Annotated in this window: 14 protein-coding genes and 7 pseudogenes; 7 read left to right on the top strand and 14 right to left on the bottom strand. The window is 58.3% G+C overall.

Going from position 1 to position 24,834, the window contains the following annotated elements; genetic code table 11:
* Nucleotides 1-44: 44 nt before the first annotated feature.
* Nucleotides 45-206: pseudogene (locus tag RX331_RS27550) on the top strand (helix-turn-helix domain-containing protein); the annotation flags it as partial.
* On the opposite strand, the gene RX331_RS27555 reads toward RX331_RS27550, so the two are convergent.
* The 6 genes and pseudogenes from RX331_RS27555 to RX331_RS27580 form a co-directional block, all read right to left on the bottom strand.
* Complete coding sequence (locus RX331_RS27555; protein WP_317252766.1) at nt 196-534, bottom strand: HEAT repeat domain-containing protein; 339 nt, start codon at nt 532-534, stop codon at nt 196-198. The pseudogene RX331_RS27550 and the gene RX331_RS27555 overlap by 11 nt on opposite strands.
* Complete coding sequence (locus RX331_RS27560) at nt 495-824, bottom strand: HEAT repeat domain-containing protein (RefSeq protein ID WP_317252767.1); 330 nt, start codon at nt 822-824, stop codon at nt 495-497. Before RX331_RS27560 ends, RX331_RS27555 begins: the two co-directional genes overlap by 40 nt.
* A gap of 49 nt (nt 825-873) precedes the next feature.
* On the bottom strand, nt 874-1,128 hold the full coding sequence (locus tag RX331_RS27565; RefSeq protein WP_317252768.1) for a HEAT repeat domain-containing protein: 255 nt from the start codon (nt 1,126-1,128) through the stop codon (nt 874-876).
* 1 nt (nt 1,129) lies between these two features.
* Nucleotides 1,130-1,358, bottom strand: a pseudogene (locus tag RX331_RS27570) (ferredoxin family protein).
* Between the two features lie 18 nt (nt 1,359-1,376).
* Nucleotides 1,377-3,118, bottom strand: a pseudogene (locus tag RX331_RS27575) (fumarate reductase/succinate dehydrogenase flavoprotein subunit).
* Between the two features lie 16 nt (nt 3,119-3,134).
* Nucleotides 3,135-3,422 (bottom strand): DUF971 domain-containing protein, encoded by a 288-nt coding sequence (locus RX331_RS27580; protein ID WP_317252769.1) that lies wholly within the window; start codon nt 3,420-3,422, stop codon nt 3,135-3,137.
* A 470-nt stretch (nt 3,423-3,892) separates the two neighbouring features.
* Here RX331_RS27580 and RX331_RS27585 point away from each other — a divergent pair, with 470 nt between their 5' ends.
* The gene (locus tag RX331_RS27585) at nt 3,893-4,054 is read left to right on the top strand and encodes a hypothetical protein (RefSeq protein ID WP_317252770.1); all 162 of its coding nucleotides are present in this window, start codon (nt 3,893-3,895) and stop codon (nt 4,052-4,054) included.
* Nucleotides 4,055-5,055: 1,001 nt separating this feature from the next.
* Here RX331_RS27585 and RX331_RS27590 read toward each other — a convergent pair.
* The 3 genes from RX331_RS27590 to RX331_RS27600 all read right to left on the bottom strand — a co-directional run bounded on the left by RX331_RS27590 (nt 5,056) and on the right by RX331_RS27600 (nt 10,371).
* The gene (locus RX331_RS27590; RefSeq protein WP_317252771.1) at nt 5,056-6,858 is read right to left on the bottom strand and encodes an ABC transporter ATP-binding protein; all 1,803 of its coding nucleotides are present in this window, start codon (nt 6,856-6,858) and stop codon (nt 5,056-5,058) included.
* A 210-nt stretch (nt 6,859-7,068) separates the two neighbouring features.
* Nucleotides 7,069-7,827 carry a hypothetical protein gene (locus RX331_RS27595; RefSeq protein ID WP_317252772.1) on the bottom strand — a complete coding sequence of 253 codons (759 nt, stop codon included), beginning with the start codon at nt 7,825-7,827 and terminating at the stop codon, nt 7,069-7,071.
* Between the two features lie 1,626 nt (nt 7,828-9,453).
* Nucleotides 9,454-10,371 carry a TauD/TfdA family dioxygenase gene (locus RX331_RS27600; RefSeq protein WP_317252773.1) on the bottom strand — a complete coding sequence of 306 codons (918 nt, stop codon included), beginning with the start codon at nt 10,369-10,371 and terminating at the stop codon, nt 9,454-9,456.
* A gap of 48 nt (nt 10,372-10,419) precedes the next feature.
* Between RX331_RS27600 and RX331_RS27605 the strand changes: the two genes are divergently transcribed.
* Nucleotides 10,420-10,632 (top strand): hypothetical protein, encoded by a 213-nt coding sequence (locus RX331_RS27605; RefSeq protein WP_317252774.1) that lies wholly within the window; start codon nt 10,420-10,422, stop codon nt 10,630-10,632.
* A gap of 1,393 nt (nt 10,633-12,025) precedes the next feature.
* The gene (locus tag RX331_RS27610; RefSeq protein ID WP_317252775.1) at nt 12,026-12,481 is read left to right on the top strand and encodes a calcium-binding protein; all 456 of its coding nucleotides are present in this window, start codon (nt 12,026-12,028) and stop codon (nt 12,479-12,481) included.
* Between the two features lie 615 nt (nt 12,482-13,096).
* Here the strand turns inward: RX331_RS27610 and RX331_RS27615 are convergent.
* A pseudogene (locus tag RX331_RS27615) lies at nt 13,097-13,497 on the bottom strand (EAL domain-containing protein); the annotation flags it as partial.
* 1,212 nt (nt 13,498-14,709) lie between these two features.
* On the opposite strand from RX331_RS27615, the gene RX331_RS27625 reads away from it, so the two are divergent.
* Entirely contained in the window at nt 14,710-14,943 is a 234-nt protein-coding gene (locus RX331_RS27625) for a hypothetical protein (RefSeq protein WP_317252776.1), read from the top strand.
* Between the two features lie 1,177 nt (nt 14,944-16,120).
* Here RX331_RS27625 and RX331_RS27630 read toward each other — a convergent pair.
* From RX331_RS27630 to RX331_RS27650, 4 genes and pseudogenes are all read right to left on the bottom strand, one after another.
* A complete protein-coding gene (locus RX331_RS27630) occupies nt 16,121-16,297 on the bottom strand; it encodes a hypothetical protein (protein WP_198164386.1) in 177 nt (58 codons plus the stop codon).
* Nucleotides 16,298-17,327: 1,030 nt separating this feature from the next.
* Nucleotides 17,328-17,520, bottom strand: a pseudogene (locus RX331_RS27640) (DUF2285 domain-containing protein); the annotation flags it as partial.
* Nucleotides 17,521-18,917: 1,397 nt separating this feature from the next.
* Nucleotides 18,918-19,076, bottom strand: a pseudogene (locus RX331_RS27645) (IS110 family transposase); the annotation flags it as partial.
* Between the two features lie 76 nt (nt 19,077-19,152).
* Nucleotides 19,153-20,709 (bottom strand): annotated as a pseudogene (locus RX331_RS27650) (ISL3 family transposase).
* A gap of 1,943 nt (nt 20,710-22,652) precedes the next feature.
* Between RX331_RS27650 and RX331_RS27655 the strand changes: the two are divergent.
* Together RX331_RS27655 and RX331_RS27660 are read left to right on the top strand one after the other, a co-directional pair.
* Nucleotides 22,653-23,342 (top strand): response regulator transcription factor, encoded by a 690-nt coding sequence (locus RX331_RS27655; protein WP_317252777.1) that lies wholly within the window; start codon nt 22,653-22,655, stop codon nt 23,340-23,342.
* 27 nt (nt 23,343-23,369) lie between these two features.
* The gene (locus RX331_RS27660; protein WP_317252778.1) at nt 23,370-24,824 is read left to right on the top strand and encodes a type II and III secretion system protein family protein; all 1,455 of its coding nucleotides are present in this window, start codon (nt 23,370-23,372) and stop codon (nt 24,822-24,824) included.
* The last annotated feature ends 10 nt before the right edge of the window (nt 24,825-24,834 follow it).

Raw genomic sequence — 24,834 nt, forward strand, 5'->3', positions numbered from 1 at the left:
CTTCGATGCCGACGCTCGAACGCTGCAATCGATGTTCTCAAATCAAGGTCACCCATGACCAGATCGCGGCAATGGTGGGCTCGACCCGCAAGTGGGTCACGATGATGCTGAAGCGTTTTCAAGCCACGCGCATCATCGCCGTCGAGGGCAGCGTCGTTCGCATTAAGCGCGTCGATCTGCTCGAGACGATCCTGTTCAAGGACTAGCTGCTGTCCTCAATCTGTCGGAGCGCCCACACCACGGTTTTCCGCAAATCGGGATCTTCGTCCTGCGCGGCGTGAGAAGCGCGTCCCGGGCTTTCGGATCGGCGATTTCGCCGAGCGCCGCGGCAGCATCCTTGCGCAACCAAGGAAGTCCATCACCCAGGAATGGAATGATGGCGTCAACTACGAGGCGAGCGCGGAGCTTGGCCAGGCTCTGCAGTGCCTTCTGGCGTACCTGCCAACAGTTGTCACTGAGCGACGTGATGAGGGCCGCCGCGGCCGATACCTGGCCTATCCGCCCGATCGTGCTGCCAGCGCTCTCACCTGCCATTCCCGGTCCAAGAGCGCGTCCGCGGCCGCCTGTGCCGCGGCGTCATTGCGTGCAAAGGACAGCGCATTGATGGCGGCAAGCCTGACCTCGGTGCTCTCGCCCGTAGTCGCATGGATCAACGAAGGCAGCGTCTCGGTCTTCTTCAGATACCCGATCACGCCCACCGCCTGCACCCGTACTGCGGGCTCATGATCGCCGAGTGCGGCAATCGCCGGCGCGAGCGATGCGCTGACCTGCAGCGCCTTCGAGCGAAAGATCGCCGTGCGCACAAAGCGCGATGAATGCGTCACCAGAGGAAGCAATACGACGCTAGCTGCGGAATCGCGAAGTTCGGCGAGACTATCTGCGGCCGCCTCCGACCAGCGCCTCGGCCACGTCAACGCCGTCGAACTGCCCCAGCGCCATCGCCGTTTGCAGTCTGACGTCAGCATCTGGATCGCCCGCCGCCCACACCAGCACCGGAATGGCTTCGACGCTCGACGTCTCCACGAGGTCGATGACCGCAAGACGCCGCACCGCCCGATCCGCGCTTTCCAGCCGTTCTGAGATCTCGTCGAGGTCGCCAAACGCCTCAAATGGCTCGAACGCTATCATCTTAGCGCAGCAAATAGGGAATGTTGACGGTCACCGCGCCGGTCAGGCACCTCGCACGGCATGCAATACCAGCACTCGTCATATTTCATGTAGGCCTTGCCCGTGAGATCGCTGATCCGGAGCACGTCGAGCGGGCAGACATCGACGCAGACCGTGCATCCCTTGTCGGCGATGCATTTGGCCTCGTCGACAACGATCGGAACGCTTGTGGGCGTGTGGGCAATCGGCATGTGGTAGTCCCGTGTCTCTCAGGCGTGCTGGCGGATGCGCTGGCGATCGTAGGCGGAGCGCTCTGATTCTTCGATCGGGACGACATAGGGCTCGATCGGCCGCCTCTCCGCCATCATCTGCCCGTTCCGCTTGCGCAGGATGGTGTGAAGTACCACTCGTCATCGTTCTTTTCTGGATATTCGACACGATGATGATAGAGACCCCATCGGCTCTCAGTGCGGGACAGCGAGGCGAATGCCGCCATCTCGGCACAGTCCAGAATGGAAGCAATCTCCAGGGACCGCATCAGTTCGTGCGCATCGCGTACCACCATGGCGTTTTCCACGTCATCGCGGATCTGCGCGAACCGCGCCTGCCCGATCTTCATCTTTGCGGTGACCTTCGGCGACTGAAGATAGTCGTTCACGAAACGTCGCGTCTTGTACTCGAGCTGGTTGGGCGGAATCCCGTCCTCTCGGCGCGCCCGGCGCCAGGATACGCGCCTGCTCGCGCACGACGTCACCAGGATCGTAGTCGGAAAAATCGATGCTTTCGGCGAACTCCGCTGCGTGCTCTCCCGCCACCGCGCCGTTGGTGAATGAGCCGAGCATGTAGTTATGCGGAACGTTGGCCACGTCGCCGGCGGCATACAGACCAGGCACCGTAGTTCGCGCGAACTCGTCGACATGGACGCCGGAGGCACTGTGGCCGGAGCATAATCCAGTCTCGGAAATGTGCATCTCGATCATGCGCTCGCGGTAGTTCGTTCCGCGATTTTCTTGGAACCGGCCGCGCAACGGCCGCTCGACATTGTGCAGTACAGCCTCGATCTCGGAGACGGTGTCGCTATGCAAATGGTTAAGCTTCAGGAACACTGGGCCCTTCCCGGATTGCAGCTCGTTATAAAACTCCTGCATCATCTGGCCCGACCAATAGTCGCATTCGATAAAGCGATTGCCTTCGCTATTGGCGGTGTAGGCGCCAAATGGACCGGCTACATAGCCGCATGCGGGGCCGTTGTAGTCCTTGATCAAAGGATTGATCTGAAAGCATTCGAGATTCGCAAGCCCCGCCCCGGCGTGATAGGCCATCGCGTAGCCGTCACCGGAATTGGTGGCGTTCTCGTAGGTACCCCAGAGATAGCCTGATTGCGGCAAGCCGAGCCGGCCCGCCGCGCCGGCGCACGGAATCACGGTTTTCGCCCGTAGCACAACGAACTCAGCGCTGCGCGTATTGACGGCAATCGCGCCCGCGATCTGCCTCCCGCCCCGTCAACAAGCGCGTAGGCGTAGCCATGTAACGGTTGGAGATCAGCACCTTCTCGCGGCAAAGCTGGCGGTACAGCGCCTTCTTTACGGTATCGCCATTCGGCATCGGCAGCACATAAGAGCCGAGATGGTGAACTTTCTTAACGTTGAAATCGCCGTTCTCGTTCTTCTGAAACTTGATGCCGAAACGGTCGAGCTCCTGGATAATATCGAAGCAGCGCGACGCATATTTATAGACCGGCGCCTGATCGACAGGTGCGGTCATTGGCGATGGTGATTTCCTTGGTGTATTGCTCGGGCGTGGCGTAACCGGGAACGACGGCGTTGTTGAGCCCATCCATCCCCATCGCGATCGCACCCGAACGCTTGACGTTGGCTTTCTCCAAGTGACCCACAGGTGCGGTGGGATTGCGCCGCTTGGCCTTATAGGCCGCCATCGGCCCGGCGGTCCCGCCTCCGATCACGAGCACTTTGCAGCATATCTTGGTCTCGCCAGTCTTGATTTCATCCATGTCGCGACCCCTAATGCTATCCGGGGAGCTCGCGCAAATAGGACCAGGGATAGATGCCGCGATCGTGCCCGTCCAAGAACGACAGACGCAGGGCGTAATTCCCGATCGTCTCGATGGCGGACACATCCAGCCCCGGCGGGATCGCGAGTTCGATCCCCTCGATCTGCCAGCGAATTTCGCTGGCCGCGCGACTTGCACGGCGCAGCGTTGCTGCCTCTAGCAGCCGGGTTCCGCAATCTAGCCACGTTAACGCCAGCGCCGTCTTATTTTCGCGTAACTCGACCTGAATTGGTTGCACGTTCATCTCGCATTTCGTCGCCACCGCTTTTAGGCGGGTTCGGGCGGTTGGCGCCCGCAATAAATTGCTTTCGTGTTATGTTATCCACGGACCGAGGCGGCTCGATTAGCCGGATGCTCAGCGCTTCGGGATCAGACCGCACGGCGCACGTGTTCAGCGAGAAGACAGGCACGCAAGATCGTTCCGCCCATTTGTGACGACGGACATAGAAGTGCCGGCGCGCCCAATCGCCAACTTTGGATACCCATTTCATTGACCAACGCAGGCTTCCGCCGGATAATCGATACGACAGACATGTACCTGCTCGGGGTCGCCGCATGAGAGAAAACCACGGAGAATTGGGGGTCGATATGCGCAAGCGCGTGCCCCGTCGCTGCGTCTGGGCGGCGACCGGAGCCTGTTGCTGATTCCGCGCTAGCTATCGATCTCAATTGTAAATCAGAGAGTAGCGCCGAATTCTCCGCGAATGAGAGAGCATGTCCAAAGCCTATGTCATAGAAATTTTCGATCGGACCGCCGGCATCGTCGTGGGCGACGAGCGCGGGTTTCGTTTTTTCTCATCCGAGCGCATCTTCGACAGTCTCGAAAGCGGTCGCTTTGGTTCAGCGCGTGCCGCAGAGCGCGCGGCCAGGCACTGATCGCGCGCCACCGCTCTGAGAGCCGGGCGGCATTCGCGGCTGACCCGCATAACGAGGAGAGGATGGAGGTCGGCCGCTTGCAGCTATGCGCGTCGTACACATTGACGAGATGATCAATCCAGCAGGCGCTCACGTCTTTGCCTCATTCCAGAGCCGGCCAAGGTCTCCGTTTCGTGTGAAACTTGAAGCCGGCTCATGCGCAGGTGATCTAAGCGGCATCGGGACAGACATCAAGAATCGCAACCTTCACTGTCACCGTCGCAATCGTCTATGTGAGCTCGATTGCCACCGCGCCGAATACGTTGCTAAGTGCGACCACAGCGCTGGACGCTTCGGGGTATTGCCGAGGGCGATCGACGCTTGACGCGCTGTGAATACCACCAAATTGGCACTGGCGATGGCATAGATTCACGAGCGGCTGCAAGGCACGTGCGTTGAAGTCAGCGAAAGCCTCTGATGCCATGACGAGATGACGGCAAATTTTTTGGCGATATTTTCGTCCTCGCCACCCGGCACGACGTCAGATCGTGCTCCCTCGGCTACCCCTCCATCGATACCACCGTCCATCGGAAGCATCGACAAGTACGTCCGCATGCTGATCCTGTCGGGACGGCTGCGCCACGGCGGCGGCATGCTCTCGACCGGCGACCTCTTCCTGTTCGCCGTTGCCATCGCCGGAGGCGGCCTACTTCGAAGATGCCAGGCTGGTAAGTCATCAGCTGGGGACTGGTGACCGCTTTGCCCTTCGCTCGCCGGCGGCGGCGCTTGCGATACCGGCTGATCCACTGCAGTTCGCGCTGAAACCGTGGCTAGGGTGCTCTACGTGGCGCTGTTCTCGCCGAGGATCGGCTTCGTCGGCTGGCTCGCCGGGATGGCGAAGGGCGACATTGCGCTGGTGTCGCAGATGTCAGACGACTCGGAGTGTCGAACCTTGAACCCAGGGACCCTCGATGCGCAACTGCGTATCTTAAGTTCGCGCGGACCCGCGCCCTGAAAGACTGCTAGCCTGTCGCCGAGATCTGGCCGAACTCGGTGGCCTGCCGCTCGAACAGGGCGCGATAGATGCCGCCAGGCCGCTTGGTCAGTGCAGCATGTGTGCCCTGCTCCACGATCTCGCCGCGATCGAATACGAGGATACGATCGAGAGTCCGCACGGTCGACAGCCGGTGCGCGATCACGATAGACGTGCGCCCCTTCATCAGCCGCTCCATCGCCTGCTGGATCAGCGCTTCCGATTCTGTATCGAGGCTCGAGGTCGCCTCGTCCAGGATCAGCACCGGAGCATCTGCGAGGAACGCGCGCGCCAGCGCCACGCGCTGCCGTTCGCCGCCTGACAGCTTGACGCCACGCTCGCCAACCAGCGTGCTGTAGCCGTTCGGTAGTCGCAGGACGAAGTCGTGCGCATTGGCATGCCGCGCCGCCTGCTCGATCGCCGCCATGCTGGCGCCGGGCCTGCCGTAGGCGATGTTCTCGGCGAGCGAGCGGTGGAACAGGATCGGCTCCTGCTGCACGATCGCGATCTGGCTGCGTAGCGATTGCTGCGTTGCTTTCGCAATATCCTGGCCGTCGATCAAGATCCGACCGCCTGAGATATCGTAGAGCCGCTGCACCAGCTTGACGAACGTCGTCTTGCCTGAGCCGGAACGGCCGACCAGGCCGACGCGTTCGCCGGCGCGAATATCGATCGACAGCCCGTCATAGAGCGGCATGCGATGGCCGCCGTAGAGGAACGTCACCTCCTCGAAGGTGATACGGCCGCCTCCGATATCGATCGGCTTCGCATCAGGTGCGTCGACAATGCCGATCGGCTCGCCATGGATGGTAACCAGTTCCTCCATGTCGTTGACCGAACGCTGCAGGTTGTTGATGTGCATGCCAATGTCAAGCAAATAGGCGTGTATGACGTAGTAGCTGGTCAGCACATAAGTGACGTCCCCCGGCGTGGCGCGCCCGGCGATCCACAACAGAATCGCGCCGCCGATGACCGATCCACGGAAGCACAGGAGCATCACGGACTGCGCTATGCTGGCGGCGTTGTAGCGCAGCCATGTGCGCCGCACTCGCGTCCGCCAGCTGCTGATGACACTGTCAAGTGCCGCGTCCTCGCGCGCCTCGGCGCCGAACGATTTCACCACCGCGTTGCAGGTGAGCGCGTCCGCCAGCGTGCCGCCAACTTTGGTATCCCAAGCGTTGGAGATTTGTGCGGCGGGCGCAATATAGCGGATCGACAATGCCATCGTCAGCGCCACATAGATCACCGCGCCAGACCCGATCATGCCACCCAGCGCAGGCCAATGCAGCCCGAGCAGGATCATCGAGCCGACGAGCACCGCCAAGGACGGCACCAGCGCCATCAGTATGGTGTCGTTGAGGAGGTCGAGCGCCCACATGGCTCGAGTAATCTTGCGCACGGTCGAGCCGGCAAAACTGTTTGCATGCCAGTCGGTTGAGAACCGCTGGACCCGCATGAACGCCTCGCGCGCCAAATCCGACATCATCTTGAGGTTGAACGGCACGATTGCGTGCAGACCAACAAGGCGCAGGATGATCGACACCACGCCGAGCGCGACAGTGCCGCCGAAGGCAATCAGCGCCGCATATCGCGCTGCCTGGTCGGAAGGGCCCGAGCTCAGTGCGTCGACCAGATGGCCGGAGTACACTGGCATGAACAGGTCGGCCAGCGTTGCGCCAAGAAAGCCGACGATCACGATGGCGACGCGGAAAGGCTGCTGCAGCCAGTGGCGGAATACGAATGGGATCACCACGCGGATCGCGGTGGGACGTTTGTCATCTAGAGCGGCCATAGCGCGATCCCGCTGCGCTCAAAGCGCAAGCCGGCTCCATCTGAATGGAATCGCGGGGTCGCAAGGGCGCGACGGAGCGTAGGTATCAGGTTCGGGAGCCCTTTGCCAAGCGAAGCGCTCGATGCCAACAGTCCAAGCGGGCCGGACCTGGATCGATAGCTTTCCAGAGACCCGGCATTCTCGCGCGAGGTGAACAGCTCGGCCCTTGGCTCATCCCGTGGCGTTGACGTCAACTTGGCCATAGTTCTCGCTGTCTGCGATCTTGAGTGGCTTGGCGACATTTCTCAGGATCTTGTCGCGGCAGTTAGCGAGCATCTCCTTCGTGTACGTCTCGCCAAAGTGATCCAAAATAAAGGTGCCGCCATAGCCCGACTCATCGGCGACGCCGCTGGTTAGGCCATCGAGAATTGCGCCGACCTCGGCGACGCGATCGGAGTAGCGGGCGCGGATAACGTTGATTGCGTTCGTCGAGTGAGCCGCCTCGTCGGCAATCAATTCCCTCAGCCAACGATGGAATCCATTGTTCCCAAGTCCACTATAAAACTCCTTGTCCGCAGCATAGGCGTGGCAAGTACACATTTCATCAAATGCGATCACAACGATCAGCGAGAATTCGTCTCTCAGGTATTCATTGACCGCGCTAAAATCATGTAACCGACGGTTCAATCTCTCCCGAAGATCCTTTTCGGATCCATCAGCAACGAGCTCCATGATTTGGATGAAACCATCGGTGTGACGCTCCTCGTCCGCGGCCCAAGCATTGAAGAATGCTGCACCTTCTTCGGTAGAGATCAAGTTACGGATGGATAACTCCTTCTCCAAATGCCTTGCGTCATATTCCGTATACAAATCTACCCATAATTTATTCCAACGCTCGCGCAGAGTTGATGGCTCAGCGGCGAACATGGCCGGCGTCAGATCACTGAACAATTCTGAGGGACACCATTTGCGGCGAATTAGCGCGACCATCCAAATTCCCCCTGCGACTCATGGACGATGCGGTCTGCACGGACGCGCCGCCTTCGCGAATGCTTACGTAGCATTTGTTTGCAATACTGCATCACACAATATCTATGTGAGCTTGGAGTAGCCTTATAGGATTCTAGACTGAGCATGCGGTCGCCTCCATAGAAATAGCTGGCGATTGAAGTGTCTGCTCCATGCGCGGGAACGCTTCCAGAATTTCGCTCATGCAAAGCATCCCGATCAAAGAAAATGTCTTCTTCGAGAAGATAGCAGTCGCTGCTGGAAAGCAGGCCGTCGCGCGCCAGCCACGACGGGCTGGCTCCATGAAGCTTCGTTGGCATCGCGATGGCCGTGTGACGGGGCAGTTGACGGGCCCGAAGCCCAGCGATCTTTGAAACCTGCGCGCTCGGCGCTCACGCCTGAAGGTCCATCATAGGCTTCCATGAAAAAGGAGGGATCGAGATTGGAGTAGATTTAATAGCTGCAAGCGACGAGTCCGCACATCCAATCAGCTCCGTTGGTGCGGCCAGATCTGTATTGCATCCCGACTTCCGTGACCGTGTGGTTCATCGATCAATTGCCATTGTCGGCCGTCTCGATCAATTGCTAAGGTTAGTAGTTGACTGGGCGCAAGACGCTGCCCGTCGATGCAGGGATCGCGCTTGTTACGCGCTCTTGCGAGACGTCCGGACATCTAGACGAACTCTGGCGATGCTGGAATCGCACGGTGCAATTCGGGCTAGAATATCAGCCGCTGGTGATCGCTGCAGTCGCTTCAGCGTTGTTCCGTGCCCACGTCTTTCCGAACACTAAGTTGGACCGCGACGCCGTTGAATTTGTATCGACGAATGTCCCGCCGCTTCTCCAAACAGCGCTGTCACATCTCCAGCGTATGTCGCAGTTTCATCAATGCGCTCAACACGTCGGTACTGCAATCCTCTCAAGCCCTTGGCTCGAAAGCCAGGACTAGTACGGCACTTGCTGCTCTCATCTCAATGCCTCGCAACTTTTGGATCAGCACATGTAAGGGGTGCTCTGCACCGAGCAGATTTTCGACTCCGCGCAAATCATCCTACGGCCCGTCAGCAATGGTCCCAAGCCTCAGAACGTAAACGGCACCGAAGCTGGGCGAGACGTTCGACGGCGAGATCACGGTGCTCCCCATAGAGTCTCCAGGCGCTCGCTCCATTGGATGGAACAGCCCGTGGTCTACGCTAGTTGATTGTCCATCGATTGAGAACATCCGGTTGAGTTTTTGAGCAAGTGAAAACGCTGGCCCGAGAGGCTTCTGAGCAAGAATGTCCCAAGCTGCCTTGGCTAGCGGATCGTCCGATTTTGCAGGTTGCCCGGCCGCGACCTGAGGCAGCAATGGGCAGTCTCACTCAGTTTGATCGGATCCTACCTAGAGGTGACGAGGCTGTGTTAGCGCTTGCTTTCGTGTCGGGATTATCAGCTCGCACCAAGTGATACAGGACTCTGTTAAAGCGGCTTCTTCATTTCTTGGGCATTTCAATTCTGCGCAGTTTTCGATACAAGGGCGCGCTTAGTAAATCGATGCCTCTTCCGATTGAGAGCTGGCACTACATCGTTGTAGCCGAGGCGAACTAAGCTGGCGCATACTGCAAGCAGCTAACGAGTAAAAAGAGTTGCATCGGCCGGATCCCGGTGAAATTGCGAACCGCTAGGCGACTTTCGCGGGCGGCTGCTTACGCTGCACCGACCGTCGATGCTGACGGGCACCTCGCCATCGATGGTGGCACGACGCACGACGCGATGCTGGTCGCCGTAATCATTGACCGCATGTTGCGTGGCGCGGTTGTCCCAAATTACTACATCGCCCTCCGTCCAATTCCAGCGCACGGTGTTTTCGGACGCGGTGATATGAGACTGAAACAGAGTGAACAGCTTCTGGGCGTCATATTTTCGGATACCGACGAAACGCTGCACCACATCGCCGAGCACCAGCGCGCGTTCGCCGGTTTCGGGGTGGACACGCACGACGGGATGCTCGGTCTCATAGATCGTTCTGGTGAAGACCTCTTCAAAATGCTTCTTGTCGGCCTCGTTGGCGCGGGCCATCACGGCGTAATCGAAGGCGTTGGTGTGAACGGCCCAGAGCTCGTGGGCAAGCCGTTGCAGCGGCCGCGGCAGGTCGAGATAAGTGGCCGCGGTGTTTGCCCAGACCGTATCGCCATCAAAGAGCGGTATCACAACGCCTCGTAGTACCGCCACTTTGGGATAGGCATCGACAAAGGTCCCATCGCTGTGCCACAGGTTGGCCCGGCTAGCAGCGCGGGCGGAATCAAGCTCTATGACCGACGCCGTTCCCTTGATTGCACCGAGCGTCGGATGCGGCACAAGCTTTCCGAAACGAAGAGCAAAGCGCTCGTGCTCGGCGTCGTCGAGATGACCCTGGTCCCGAAAGAAGATGACCTTGTGCTTGAGCAGCAACCGGTTGATCGCAGCGATCGCCTGGTCCGGCAGATCCTCGGACAATTTGATATTCCTGATTTCAGTGCCGATGCGCGCTGCGCACTTCCAGCGCACCGGCGGTTAAAAAAAACAACCTTGGCAAAGCTCCGAAACGCGACTTAAATGTCTATCTTTCTGTTTAAGGTGCTCTCGAGTTTAGCCATGAATTTTTCCCAGACAAAGACGAGCGCCTATTGGCATTTTAAGAAAACGTTCGCCAGCAAGCAATCCTGGACGCCGCTATCGCTTCGCTGGCGAAGCGTCCGCGCCTATGCGGGACGGCTGCGCGAACAAACGGATAAGCGGCGGCTCTGGCCAGAACGCCTTCGTCGATGATCGACACGGGACAAGGTTATTTAGGCGCTTCCTGGGGATTTTCAGCCCGGCGCGTCCAGCAATGACGGTCAGCGTGTAACATTGGCGAATGCCCGACAACATATCGAACAAAATGGGCCAAGCCGAAGCCTTCGAAGTGATTGCCGACGCGAAACCGCGACGGCATTGCTCGCGTTACTTTTCTGGCCTCGTCGTTTTTCTGCGTGCTTATGGGATTCCTGGCCAAGCGGCTCAACCCAAATGCCGCGATGAGCAACCCCCTTTGTGTACAACCGAGATTTGCGAGCGAGCGGCTCTAGGCGTTTCTTAATTCGGCTTCATCTTCGGGCGTGAAGACATCGACCTTCCCAGCTTAGATCAAGTCGTTACCCTTGCGGCTATCGAGGTAGATCCACTTGTTGCCATTGAGTGCAAACCCTGCAATCGGCCGAGTTTCGCGTTCGGCGCGAGTCACTTTCAACCAGCGGCCGTTGGTAGTGAAACAACGCTCAGCGCAGCCCTTCTCAACCCGGGGTGGGGCTTTCAATGGTTGCGTTGACCAGCGTGGTCCCGCGTTGACAGTTGTTGGACTCGCTTACCCGCAGCCCTGTCCTAAGTAATCGGGATGCCCACACCAACGTTCTAACCTTGCATCCCGACGCGCGGGAGGGAAGTGCCTGGCCGCGGCATCGCCCTACCCTGTGGTTGATGGTGCTGAGCCTATCATAGGAACCTTCGACGCGACCGAGATTCGAATGCCAGTAGGTCCTCCTCAGGATGCCCCATCCGGGAGAAACTTCACTGGGTTCGCGGTGCTGGCGCGCTCAGCCCGAAGCGTCCGCCGGCCGATGTCTGCGATCTTGATAGACAGGCGGACTTGCCTAATTCTTTTCGGGGGCAAAGTCCCTCTACGCAGGAAAAGCAATAACGACCGTGAAAGAATGATGACGATGATCGATGAGAAACTGGCACGGTTGCGCGCACGTTGTAAATACCTCTGCGCGCTGTCGACGTTTGCTAATAAGGTCACCGATCGCTCGAGAGGTTCAACATACGAGCATAGGGGGATGTGGAAGCTTGCTCGTCGGGAGCGTCTCCTCAGCGCGAGGCACGATGCGCCCCTCGGGCGCGAGCCTTTGGTTGCCAGCAGATGCAATCATGAGCTCGCTAGTGAACTGCGGTCGAGCATGACTGAGAACACAGTGTAATCGAAGCAGAGAGACGAAGTGCACATGGATGCATCGGCCATGTAAATGGTGGCATCAAAACAATAGATTTCTCTAGCTATCCGAACGAGGAATATGAAGGTGTCATCCAGCGTCGTTGGGCTGATTAGAAGGAGCATTTGCGATGGAAAAAACGATCTGGGGTCGCTGGGGTAAACAGTAGAGACTTCGGTACCAATGGTGATGATATGATCAGGGATCCTCATGGCAATGACTGGATCGGCGGTGGTCCTGTCAACGACTCCATCTCGGCCGGCGGGGGCAATGACCGAGTCTTCGGTAGCGCGGGCAATGACCAGATCTTCGGCGAAGAGGGCAACGACTACCTCTACGGCGGCGACTATGGCGGCAATGGCCGCGACCAACCGTGCATCACCGCTGCAGACAATGACAAGCTCTGCGGCGGTCCCGGCGATGATGCCCTCTTTGCCGGTGACGGCAGGGATTCTCTGATCGGCGGCGCGGGCCGGAAACACTTTTGGGATCCGCTGTATCGTGGCAATGGCCCTTTACTGCAGCCGCGTTGCTACCTGAAAAAGGAACTGGAGCGAGCGCGGCTCCTCATTTGCAATCAACAACAAGAGTACCAGTGCCCCTGGACTTCATGGACGGCCCGGCTTTATAGCTTCTTGGCGCCCATCTAATTTAGCATGCGGGCCATCAGGGTACGTGGACCACCCTTCACGAGGTTTGCCGAAGCCAGGAGGCCTGTCAGGCCGTGCTGACGCACCTGACCAAAGATAGATAGATTAGCGCGCAGGTTTCCAGCCTTTGGAACCTTCCCCGGCAGCAGTTTGCACTGCGCCGGTAAAACCAGCGAAGACGACCTTAGCTGCAGACCCACGCCGCTGAGGCCGTCCGAGAACCGGGTCACTATCGGGCCCGGTACGCGACTGCCATGAAGGACAACTAAAGGTCGTCAATGACTCGATCTTTCCGCGACATCGTTTTGACGACAATTACCACCATTTCGCTGGTGGTTCTCCTGCTGTACATCGCGTTCGGCCCACCTGTCTGAGCGACGCCGGCGCCCATTCAGAACGGCCCGGCGCGGAGCGGTCCCTACACAGAGCGCTTTCCGAAGGCGGACGAGACGGCAAAATGGTGCGAGGCCCTTAGCGCTCACGATAGGCTTACGATTTGATCTCCCGCATAACGAGAGTCTCGATCCGTTCGCAGTCTGTTCCTGAAATAACTTGTCGAATTCACGATCACGCGACGCGGACGGGTCCGGGCCCACATTCTTCGACTGTCGAAATTTACGCGACCTTGGAAGCCCTCGCGCCAAATCGAAGCAAGAGCTGCTCACCTCGGCGGCCGGCTTGGCGCCGCTGAACGGGATTCCTTGTACTTCGTTGCAGCCCTCTACGCGCAGCCAATCAAGTTGCTCGGTGGTCTCCACCGCCTTCGGCGGTCGTGGTCATATTAAAGCTACGCCCGAGGCCCGAGATCGCGCGCACGATGGCGAGGCAATCGGAACGTTTCGCGAGATCCTTCACAAATGAGCGGTCGATCTTGATCTTGTCGAATGGAAGCTGCGCAAGTAGCTAAGACTCGAATAGCCGGTGCCGAAATCATCCAACGATATGGAGACGCTGAGTTCGTGCAATTGATGCAAGATCGCGATATTGGCTTCTGTCTCCGCCAGGAATACCGACTCGGCGTTGCGCATCAGCTACTCGCTGCTCGTGCTATGGCCCGGTGAAAGCGCGATCCCAATGGAAGCGCCGATCACAACCTGATTGCCGTCGATCTCCTAAGGCGCACTCAAGGTCAGTATCAGTCGGGCGGCGAAATCGCTCGCCTCCGTGGGCGAAATGTCAGCGGCCAGCATGACCGCAAATTCGTCGCGGCCCAATCGTGCTACCAGACGGCGAACAGGAATTGCGACAGTTTTCAATGGGCAGATGGTTAGGCACGTGTTACAGATGCACGAAGAAATTGTGCGCCCGCGGCTCTTTTGCGCTTTATTTCTGAAAGCCAACGAGCTCAGCCGCCTTACGAGAACCCTCTCACGCTACGTGCATCATTGCGGAAATTGGCGCCGCTGCGCTCTGCTGCGTTCTAAAGAGCCCCTCGGCTCGCGCTGATCATCGCGTGAACGCAAAACGACGCAGAAAATCCGCGTCGACTACGAACATTCGACGCAAATACGCTGGCGAACGGCAATATGATTGCTAGTTCAATCCCATGAAAAGACTCAACTGCCGTACGGCCGGCGTGCGATCCGATCCGTACCAACACAATTTACCGCTCGGATGAACTTCTCTAATTTCATTCCGAAGGGGCAACGGCGGCTTTGCAGCAAGTGCATCGAGCGATGCCGACCAAGCGCTTGACGGCCCGGGCCAGGTTAATAGTGTCAGCTACAGCACGGGTGAGCGGTCATACCCGTTAGGCGCTAGGATGCCGAGAGAAGACCTGTCACTCGATCCAAATGTCGCCGAAACGGCCCCCAAAAGTCCGGTGCTGACGCCTTACGACACCTAACACCTCACTACCTGTTGGTGCAGACGGTGCTGATTGGCGGGAAATCGCGCAAATTGTCCTACACATCGATTCCGACGGCGAGCCTGATCGAGCAGGAAAGGCTTATGAAAGTCATCTTGCCCGTGCCATGTGGCTGAGCGAGCGTGCCTACCGTTATCTCGTACGGAGCACCAAGCCTACATTAATTAGTCGCGCGAGGATTCTAGGCAGGCGAAACGCGCATCGTCTCATTTCAAGCCGTGTATTAGTCGCCACTGATTTCCGGTTTGCGTGCCGCACATAGCCAATATGTACCTTTTGCGAACAATCACGAATCAGATTCTATATTCACCAAAACGTCTAGCGATGATTTCGGGGTCTCCGAGATCAAGATCATGCAGGCTTGGCTGAACAAACTCCAAGTTTCGCTCCAATGGCGGAGCTACGTCCCTTCAAGCAGGGCCGCCATTTCGCGCATCTCCACTACCATCAGTTCAATATCCTCCTATGGGTGATCGCGCTGCTGGCGGCCCTGATCTTTGATGTCATCTACAAGCGCCAGCGTCTCGTTGGCTCCGCGATCCACGGCAAACGCACAGTTGATGCGGGCGTTGGCGATGCTGCCGGAACGGAATGAAGGGCGCGCCCCTCTGGCGATTTGTAATTGGTGCTGTCGTCGCGACCGCCATCGTGTACGCAGTGTCGCTCGGCTTCTTGTTCTAGGCTCCACGAAACGAACAAAGCAGGGAAGAATTAAACGCAGTATTGCTACCGGGTTGGCCCTCGCTGCGCTTTGCGCCTCGACCGGAATCCGTTTGGGCGCCGATCCGACGGCCCCCGGCTTTGACGTCGGCGCAGGTCAATCCTGCCAGGCTTCCTGCGACGGTCTCCCCATCGTGCCGCCCGCCAAACCGGGTGTGTTCACGGCGACGGACCGGTTTTCACTTGGTGGTAGCTGGCCACAAGCAAAGCGAATCGAGAAACATCTCGCCTAGCGCGCCGCGGAACTGACATCGAGCAGAAGGCGAGCTGGTTCACATTTGTTGAATCCGCTCCGAGGATGACACGGCGTCAGTGCCCAAACGCGATCCCACCTGCCTGCGTTGCAGTTTCCGCATGAGTATTTCCGACCGGTCTGGGCGCTAGTAGACCAGCTGCTCCCCGGTCTGGAAAAGCTAGAGTCCTTCGCAGGCGCAGCCTTCATCGCGGATGGCCCAAAGTTCATAGCGGATTTCGAGGCTAGTACCGACATCGTGCTCCGTTACGGCCAGTGGATGACTCCGATCCGTTGGCTTCAAGGCAGGAGCGGTGTCAGACCTCCTGATCAACCAGGTCTAGCCGGAATAGTCGCAAGGAACGTCCAACGGAGATTCATCGTCGCGTCTTTACTGAATTGCTCGCCAGCCTTGGGGTTGTTGTGACTGCTCCGGCATTGGCCGAGGGCAAGAAACGCCGAGGTTTCCATGAAGAACAGCCGCAAAGGGGTGTTCGTGCCGCGACCGTCATCAGCGTGGGCAACACCTTGAAGGACCAATCCCGCGGATTAAGGCGGCAATTCAGAACAGAATGGGGAGAACGCGGGCAAGCTCTCAATCTAATTGACGCACAAAGAAAGCATTGAATATCCGAAGGAGCGCTACGAGCAGTACGGGCGCGGGACTTCTCCATCTTTCGTGAGGTCACCGGCTTGGTCGTTACGCCGTAGCTTTCACCAAACGTTGCATGCCTCAATTGTGCGCTCTAACAACGGGCGCCGCGCTCATGACCGTGGGAGAAGTGAATCCTTGGCAAAAAGGGGCGGCCAGCCATTAATCTCAGTGCGTCGCGAGCGATACACCAAGCTTTGCGGCCTTGACTGACGTTGCGCCGACGGTCCGTTTGAGTGCCTTCGCAATCTTGTTAACCCCTGATTTTGTCTTCGCCATGGCCTTCAATTGTCGCACATCATCTTTGGTCCAGGGGCGGCGAACAGTTTTCTTCTTGGCAGGCATCGTCTCTCCGAGTCTTGTTGCGTTGACTTCTAACATCGTGCGATCAGAATTCAACAGCCAAGGACAATCACAAATGAAAACTCACATCACAAGCGCGTTGTATTCATAGATCGTGCTGAAAACCCATTCGACGGCAACGGCAAAACGCGGCCATGGTATCTTGCGTAACCCGCTTTATTCGGGAAGACAGATTTGGAACTGCGTTCGATTGGTGAAAATCCATCGACCGGCAAACTCCTTCTCGCGTGAATCCCGCGTCTGAGTGGCAAATCGTCGATGTACCTCATCTGAAGATCTCGACCAGTCCCCTCGTCGCACGCCCAGCAAGCAACGGGCGAATTCGGCAAGAGCACGCGAAGGCGAAGGCCGAAATCGAGCGGCTTGTCGGAGCCAGGTGCCATGGCATCAAATTTCGAGCGAGATCACGCAGCGGGATTTCCAATCCCAGTTTTCAACCAAGATGTTGCGCTTTTGACACCTAAATCTGCATATGTCGCGCCTATAGTCCACTTGGGTTGGGGGTGATCGGCATGTTCGACGTATACGTTCGAGGAAAGAGCCAGCTTCTCGTGATCCTACGATAAGCGCCAGTGCCTGCACAATTAGAGCGCGGCTGGAGAAAGAAGCGAGCGGTGCGCATCGTTAGTGACGAGATAAGCGGTGCGGCTATGCGGGAAGGCTTCTATGCGCGCTCGCAGCGCCCGCCAACCGGTACTGTTCCCAATCCTTCTGAAGTTCAGCCTCAAGTTCTAGGATGATGATGTGTAGGAGACTTGCGGCAAGTGGATCGGTGACCTCCCGTTCCAGAAGCCGATAACGAGCGATTTTGGACCTCTTGCTCTTTGAACTGGCGCTCGGTTATCATGGTCTGTCTCTAACTAAATGACGCGGCGGAGGCGAGTTTGTTTCGCTAAAATCTTCTGATCATTTTGTATGGTTTTCAGTTAATGAATGGTCGATGGAACGAGAGCCGGAACAACTCGTAGGCCCGTGTCTAGATCGCGCGTGTTAGAGTCCGGCTTGGGGATGATCACGAGCCGCATCGCAACAAATGGTGATAACCTCGCTTCTGTCATCCATCTCGCACGAGAGAGGTGGCTTTCGAATGCGAGCCGCGCGCGGTCAGGATCGATGCGCAGCACGATCCGACAGACGTCACGCCAGTCGGCGCCTTGATGATCAGCATCAAGCACACGCATATACGGGACCACGTGCTTCTCGTCTTACTCGGTGAGGGCTGGTCCAGCTCGATATGTGGATCGAGTCGTTGTTTTCATAGGCGCGCTCGTGACGAGCGTACGACGAGCAGTACAATCTTAGCGACGGCTTCAGGTCAAGTTCTTGATATGATTGTCGGTGCCGGGGTCCTAGAACGCACCCGGCTAGTATGACAATCGTATGACACAGAGATGCCGCAAGCGCTGGCTGATCCGCGCATTCAACATGAGTAAAGCGTGGGGATCGATGTTAGGCCACGTGCGTGGAGAAGAGCACCCTTTGCTGCGCCAGAAGATTCCGCGCCGCAATTGCATAGACACCGCCATTTTGTACTTTCTCTCTTCCCTTACTTGCGGCGCTTTCCCGCCGCGGCCCTCACACCAATATCCATTCCTACGATGAGGACTCACCGTTGAGCCGACGCACAGCTGGAATGCCCGAGGCCGATGAATTAAAAGACATGAAGAGGTTGTTAGCTAGTTTATGGGAAACCGCGCAACTGCTTCCCGAAGGATCAGAACGGCAGGATGCGTTCAGACAGATCGGTAGCTTCCAAAGGCAGGTGGCGGCTTTAATTTCACGTACCCTTTAGGCCTAGGGATGATGTCGGATGATGTCGTGTCGGGGTGTGCTGTGGCTACCGATCCAACTCGCGCCGGAAGATTGCGTTTTGGAAGTTGGCGAAGTCGATAAGAATGGGATTATTCCATTGGGCTTTCCATGCCGCCGAAGGCGGGGGATCTGGTACAATGCCTGGGCCGATGAGCCGATTTTGATCTGTCCGACGCATTGGAGGATCTGGCGCATGCCAACAAGTTGGTAGGTTGATTCTTGCGGACGCGCCCTTTTGAAGAGGTGGAACCAGTTATGAGGATGGCGCTCTGTTTCGCTATATTGCTCATTCCCACGCTTGCGCTCGCTCAAGGCGCAACACCGGTAAAGCAGCCGACCATCGGCACCAAGCCGCTCGTTCAGGTGAAGCCGAGGGCGTCCGTTGGTTGCAAGCTTGTTGGAACGGTCAAGGGGACGAAGCTCTGGGCGGGTGAATGCACTGCGGCGCCGGAACTAAGAACAGGTACGCCACCCGAAGAGTCTAGTCCATCGGCCCCCGACGCGGCTGGCGGAGCTACTCCGAAGGATCAGCAGTAACGCCGCAATTCATGTGCAACCTCTTGTCTGATTGCGGTTGCTGGTAAAAGGCTTCAGCTTGTTTGCGACAGCCTGCAGGCTCGCTCTCGTCTATGACGTCGATGATAGCCGCCTCAGGATGGTAGTCCGAAGATCGGGAGCTGCTATCCATTAGGCGCGTACTGCAGGCTACAGGGTTGCGGCGCAGTCATCGCGACCTCGTCCTCGCAGGATGTCGCCCCGCTTTTCGGGGATCCGCTGAATTGCTAATTGATCATGCGATCGCCTCCTCGCGGATCCATCGGAATTCGCTTCCAGCTGCGCAGATCCGATGCATCCCGATCGCCAATTTTCGTGCGACCGCTACGACTGCGCGGCAAAGACCGCGTCGCTCGGCCACCCTTACACCCCAAGTTTTCAACGCGGACCAGCGCTGGATGCCGGTAGAAGGTTCGAAGTGTCAATCGGCGTTCAAATTTGGCTCTGACGCAATTTTGGTGCAGCTTCTTTCACTCTGCGCCGATTAGCCGGGCTTGGAGCGAATCGATCTTCCCGCGGCCATACATTTGACGCCTGACGAGCTTGAGGCGCGTGATCTGTCCTTCGGTTGTCCGTTCGACCAGGGCGACGTGATTGCCGCTCGAACCGCCGCTTCGTCCCTCGCGACGCCGCTGGCGAACGAGCCGGCGAGACTGGATCGAGCGCGCTCGATCCAAGGGGTGAGGCCCGCCTCGGTCTTGCGCCGGATCAGCAGGTGGAATTCGGCGATGATCTCGCGAGCCTCGACCAGGGTCGGCACACCAGCTTCGATCGCCGCGACCGTGATGGTCTCCGCTTTGGTAAGCAAGTCCCGTCCCATTGTCATGAGGCGAGCGATCGTTCTGGCCGACGGAATCCTCTGAAGATTTTGTGCGTCGGTCCTTTCCGCTCGTCGTCTGCGGGTCGCCCACTCGCTGATGACGCGAAGCGAGCCTCGGAAGCCACGCCCTCTTAAGCGGCGCCAAAGTTCAGCTCCATTGCGGCAGCCGGACGCCCATTGATCGTCCAGCCAGGGCAAGTGCAGATCCAACGAACTTTGCCGGGTTCGGAACACATCGTGACGTTCGCCGCGGACCACCTGTCGCACCAGCTTCCTGCTGTGGCCGGTCTGACGCACGATCTGCTTGATAGATATGCCATTCTTCGACAGAGCCAGGATGGCCGCGTTGGTCTCCTCGCGGCGCAGATAGCCCTCATACTGCAGGCGCTCGGCAGCTGTGAGCAGCTTGGGATCGATCGTCGTCGCGCCAATAACGGTGCGTATCTGACGCATCGATTTGCGGACGGCGTCCAGGAAGGACCGACTGGCATTCTCCATCAGATGCCAACGGTCGGCGACCTGTACTGCGTGCGGCAGGGCCTTGGCCGCGGCTTCGCCATATCCGCCGCCACGGTCACGAGCGACGATTGCGATCGTGGGATGAGCGGCGAGCCAGGCTTGAGCTGTCGCGGGCTCACGATCCGGCAGCAAAATGACGATCCGTCCTCTTTCTAAGTTGCAGATGATGCTGGCGTAGCAGTGATTGCGCCGCCAGGCCCAGTCAACAATGCCGATGACCCTGACGGGACCAGCCCGGGGGACGGGTACGGCGCCGAACGACACGCAGGAGCGTGTCCTTGCTCATCGGCAAGGTCAGCCGTTTAGCGAAGCTTGCTGCCGCTCGACCACCAAGCGCCAAGCCGAGATGATGAACGATAGTATCCAGCCTTGCCGTGCGGCGCGCCGATGGTGCCAGGACGCCTTCGCCGAAGCGCTCGGTGAAGATCTGACGCCCGCACAGAACCGCATCGCAGCGAAAACGGCGAGCGATCACCAGGAGCTGGACGATCCGACCCGAGAGCGGCAGATCAGTAACACGGCGCCGGTAGCGGCTATGGACACGTCGGGAAACCGTTCCGCACGACGGGCACAGGCCGACGCTCCTGGAAGCCCGAACCACAACAATCGCCTTATCATCCTCGTAGTAAGCACTCTCTACAACAAACCCACGCGGCACCAAACTGGAGCGGTGAAGTGCCTGCTGCATGGCGCTGATTCTCCTCCAACCAAAGCGCCAGACATCCCCCAAACTGCATCAAAGTGAGTCAGAGCCAATATTGCAGGCCGAATGACACTCAAGCTCTAGCTCGGTGCCTGATGCTCGACGCGCGATGGCGCGTGATCGCGTCGCCAGATCAGATAAACGCTCGCGTCGGCTAGCGCCAAGCGACCGCACCCCGCGAGGCCTATCCGTCGCCTGGATGTGCTCCATCAAAACAATCGATTTTTCCGACCTTGCCTAAATGTCGCATAGTCGATCGCGATCATTGGAGGCGGCCTTCCCGAATGTGGTGTGACAATCGATTCTCTCTTCAGTCCCTTGCCGGTCAGTTCGAGGTGGGCAATCGCGTGTCTGCATCCATGTTAAGTCCTACAGACGAAATGCTCGCGACGTTGGAAAGAGCTAGACCGATCGCCGTCGCAGGTGGAGGGCCGGGCCAGACTTTGTCGTCGCTGCTTCAGCACGCCTGCAAGTTTGAGGCTAGCCCTGACCAGCCGGCAAAGGCACTTGAATCTTACCTAGCGTCAGATTGTAGAATTTCCGACAGACCTCGCGCAGCGTTTCCGACAAACCTCGCGACACAGAACCTCGCTCGCGCGAACACTTTAACGGGTAGCAAGAATTGCGAACGTCTCTAAAGCTCAAGGCCCCGCCGCTCCACGCCATCACGCTGCTCGGCCACTCTTCTCGAAGGCATCGCCGTCCGCAGGTGGAGCGCCGGGCCAGACTGTGTCGTCGCTGCTTCAGCACGCCTGCAAGTTTGAGGCTAGTCCTGACCAGCCGGCAAAGGCACTTGAATCTTACCTCGCGTCAGATTGTAGAATTTCCGACAGACCTCGCACAGGGTTTCCGACAAACCTCGCGACACAGAACCTCGCTCGCGCGAACACTTTAACGGGTAGCAAGAATTGCGAACGTCTCTAAAGCTCAAGGCCCCGCCGCTCCACGCCATCACGCTGCTCGGCCACTCTCTCGAAGGCGCACCTCCGACATCGCAGCTGTGCAGAGCAGAGGAAGCCGCGTCGGACCCGTTGCAGCCGAAGCACGATGGAGCGATCGAGAACAACGCGAGCTGTCTTTACCTCGCCCTTGCCGCGCACAGCGCAACTCCAAGTTTAAGCTTCGATCATTCCGCCCTTCATCCAAAGCGACCGGATGCAACTGGCGTAACCACTTTAAAAACGTACCCACCTCAAAAAAATGCGTCATGGCGCCGGTCTGCGGCCCTGCCCAGCCCTTATCGACTGCAGTGTCCGGGACGTCTAACGCGACCGAAGGTCGGGATCGTTGCCGTCATAGAATCTATTCTGGCTAGGGGAGGATTTCCCTCTAGTCGGAGGCGTCGATCGCTTCGTCGCGCATTGCAGCCTCTAGAGTCATCGGCCAGGTGCGCGACGTGAACTGTCTTCAAACGTGGTAAAACTTGCATTGTCGTGCCTTGGCGGCGCCACAGGATGGATAGCCTAGCAAGATTGACCGCGGATTGAGGTAAGTTGGGGAGTTTCCAGATGCCTGTCTCGCGAGTTTACTCAGCCACAAATCCAGCCGCTCTCTCCTGCGCTTTGGCTTCAATTGCGCAATCTCGCGCCATCGATATCGAACGCGCAGGCTCAGCGCGTGCAGGCCTGGCCGCGATCGGCGTACAGATGCATCAGCCTGCTGCTAATGCGTTCGGCTCGGTGAGTGATATCGGCGCTCCTCATGGCACAAAGGGCATGTTGAGCGTCCCCGACCACGGGTGCAGACCCTGGCAGATCGCCCCACTTGTCCATTCCATGACGAAGGGTTCATCGGGATTGATCGCCGTCCAGCATGCTCTGCTTCGTCGCTCCCAGCCCTTGGCGTTCAGGTCAAAGAGGGTTTCGTCGAACCTCATGGTCAACCGTGACGCGCTCAGGTCTTGGCGTTGATGGACGAGAGCTGATGAAATGCGAATTCTCCTGATTGATCATCATGCGGACTTCGCCCGCATTGTGAAGGAAGCGCTCTTGTACTGCGGGTTCGCTGTTGATGTGACGCGCACCCTAGATGAGGCGGTGGACGCCCTGAATTGTGCGAACTACCACATTCTCCTGCTCGAATCGGTTTTGCCGGATGGAGACGGCTTGGACTGGCTGAAGCAGTTGCGGCGCGAGGGACGTTCAATACCGGCCATGATGATGAGCAGTCTCAACAATCGCAGCCGACGGATTGCGAGTTTCAATGCCGGTGCAGATGATTTTTTGCCCAAGCCAGTGTCTACCGACGAACTCATTGCTCGCATGCGAGCCATTCTGCGGCGGTCAACGCAAATGACGGCGCCAGTCGTGACATTCGGCAATTTGCATTTCGATCCGATCGCGAGGCAAGTCTCAGTCGGAGGTCGAATACTGAGAATTGCACGGCGGGAAGTGTGCATTCTTGAACATCTGCTCAACCGCGCCGGCCGCACCGTGCCGCGCACATCACTGGAGGGCAGCCTGTATGCGTTCGACGACGAGGTCTCGACCAATGCGCTGGAAGTCGGGATCTATCGCTTACGCACGCATTTGAGCCAGGCGGGTGCAACGCTAAGGATCAAGACCAAGCGGGGTGTCGGTTACACGCTTGAACTCGTTGGCGCAGCATCGGCCGCCTAGCCGATCGAACTTGAAAGCAACAATCCATTGAAGGTCGTTAACAATGCTGCCCGGGCTGATGAGCCGTCGATGGTCGTCAGCGGACTCCGTTCTGCCGCTCTGTCTCGTCTCTGCTACGCCCTGTGCGCACTCGCTCTGCTGCTTCCACTTGCTGCCGCAGCTCAGACCAAGCGGGATGGCAACTCAGAGCCGCCGCATGCGGCGCCTGGCAGCATCACCGGCACGCTGAACCTTACGTCCTCACAGGGCAAGACGGTTCATCTGAGCGCGCCAGCGGCGAGCATCTTTGTTGCCGATCCTACCATTGCCGATTACCAGGCGCCGTCGAACACGACGATTTTCGTGTTTGGCAAAAAGTCCGGACGGACCAGCCTGTTCGCCTTGAACGAAAACGGGAAGGCTTTGGCCGAGCTGCGCGTGATCGTCACGCAACCCATCGAGGATCTGCGTGCCACGCTGAAAGCCGAGGTCGGCGACTATCCGATCCAGGTCAGTTATACCCCGCGCGGCGCGATCCTTAGCGGTACCGCGCCCAATGCCGATGTTGTCGAGACCGCCAAGAAGATCACCGAGCAGTTTCTCGGGGCGGGTGCGCTGGTCGTCAACAAGATCCAGGTGGCCGGCTCATTGCAGGTGAATCTCAGCGTGCGCGTGGCAGAAGTCTCCCGCAGTGCCGTCAAGAAGCTCGGCATCACTCTCTCCGCTTCGAGCCAAGGCGGCACTTTCATTGCTACTGGCAAAGCTGCCGGTTCCGGCGCGGCGGGCGGCGGTGGCACGATCGGTATCGCGTTCAGCGCCGGCAATATCAACGTGAACGCTGCTCTCGATGCGCTCGCCAGCGAGCACCTCGCCTCGATCCTGGCTGAGCCCAATCTGACGGCAATGTCCGGCGAGCCCGCAAGCTTCCTGGCCGGCGGCGAATTTCCCATTCCGGTCATGCAAGACAATCGGCAGGTTTCGGTCCAATTCCGCCAGTTCGGAGTGAGTCTGGAATTCGTCCCGACGGTTCTCAACAACAATCAGATCAATATCCGTGTGAAGCCCGAAGTTAGCGAACTATCGACCGAAGGTGAAGTCAAAATCAACGGAATGGCCGTCCCAGCCCTCTCGACGCGGCGTGCCAACACGGTTGTCGAGCTGGCCAGCGGTCAGAGCTTTGCAATTGGCGGGCTCATCAGGCGCAACTTCGACACTGACGTCGGTGAGTTTCCTTGGCTGGGTGACGTGCCGATCCTCGGTGCGCTTTTCCGCTCCTCATCTTTTCAAAAACGCGAAAGCGAGCTGGTCATTGTTGTCACTCCTTACATCGTGCGGCCCGTATCAAACCCGGCCCAGATGAGTACGCCGACCAACCGCATTGCACCGCCCTCAGACGCCGGGCGTATTTTGACGAACACGCTGGCACGGCCTGCCCGAGACCGCGATGCTCCCGGCACCAGCGCACCAGGATCGACGGGCAGCGCCGGCTTTATCATCGAATGAGGATCGTCAA

The sequence above is a fragment of the Bradyrhizobium sp. BWA-3-5 genome, from assembly GCF_032917985.1.
GTDB lineage: Bacteria > Pseudomonadota > Alphaproteobacteria > Rhizobiales > Xanthobacteraceae > Bradyrhizobium.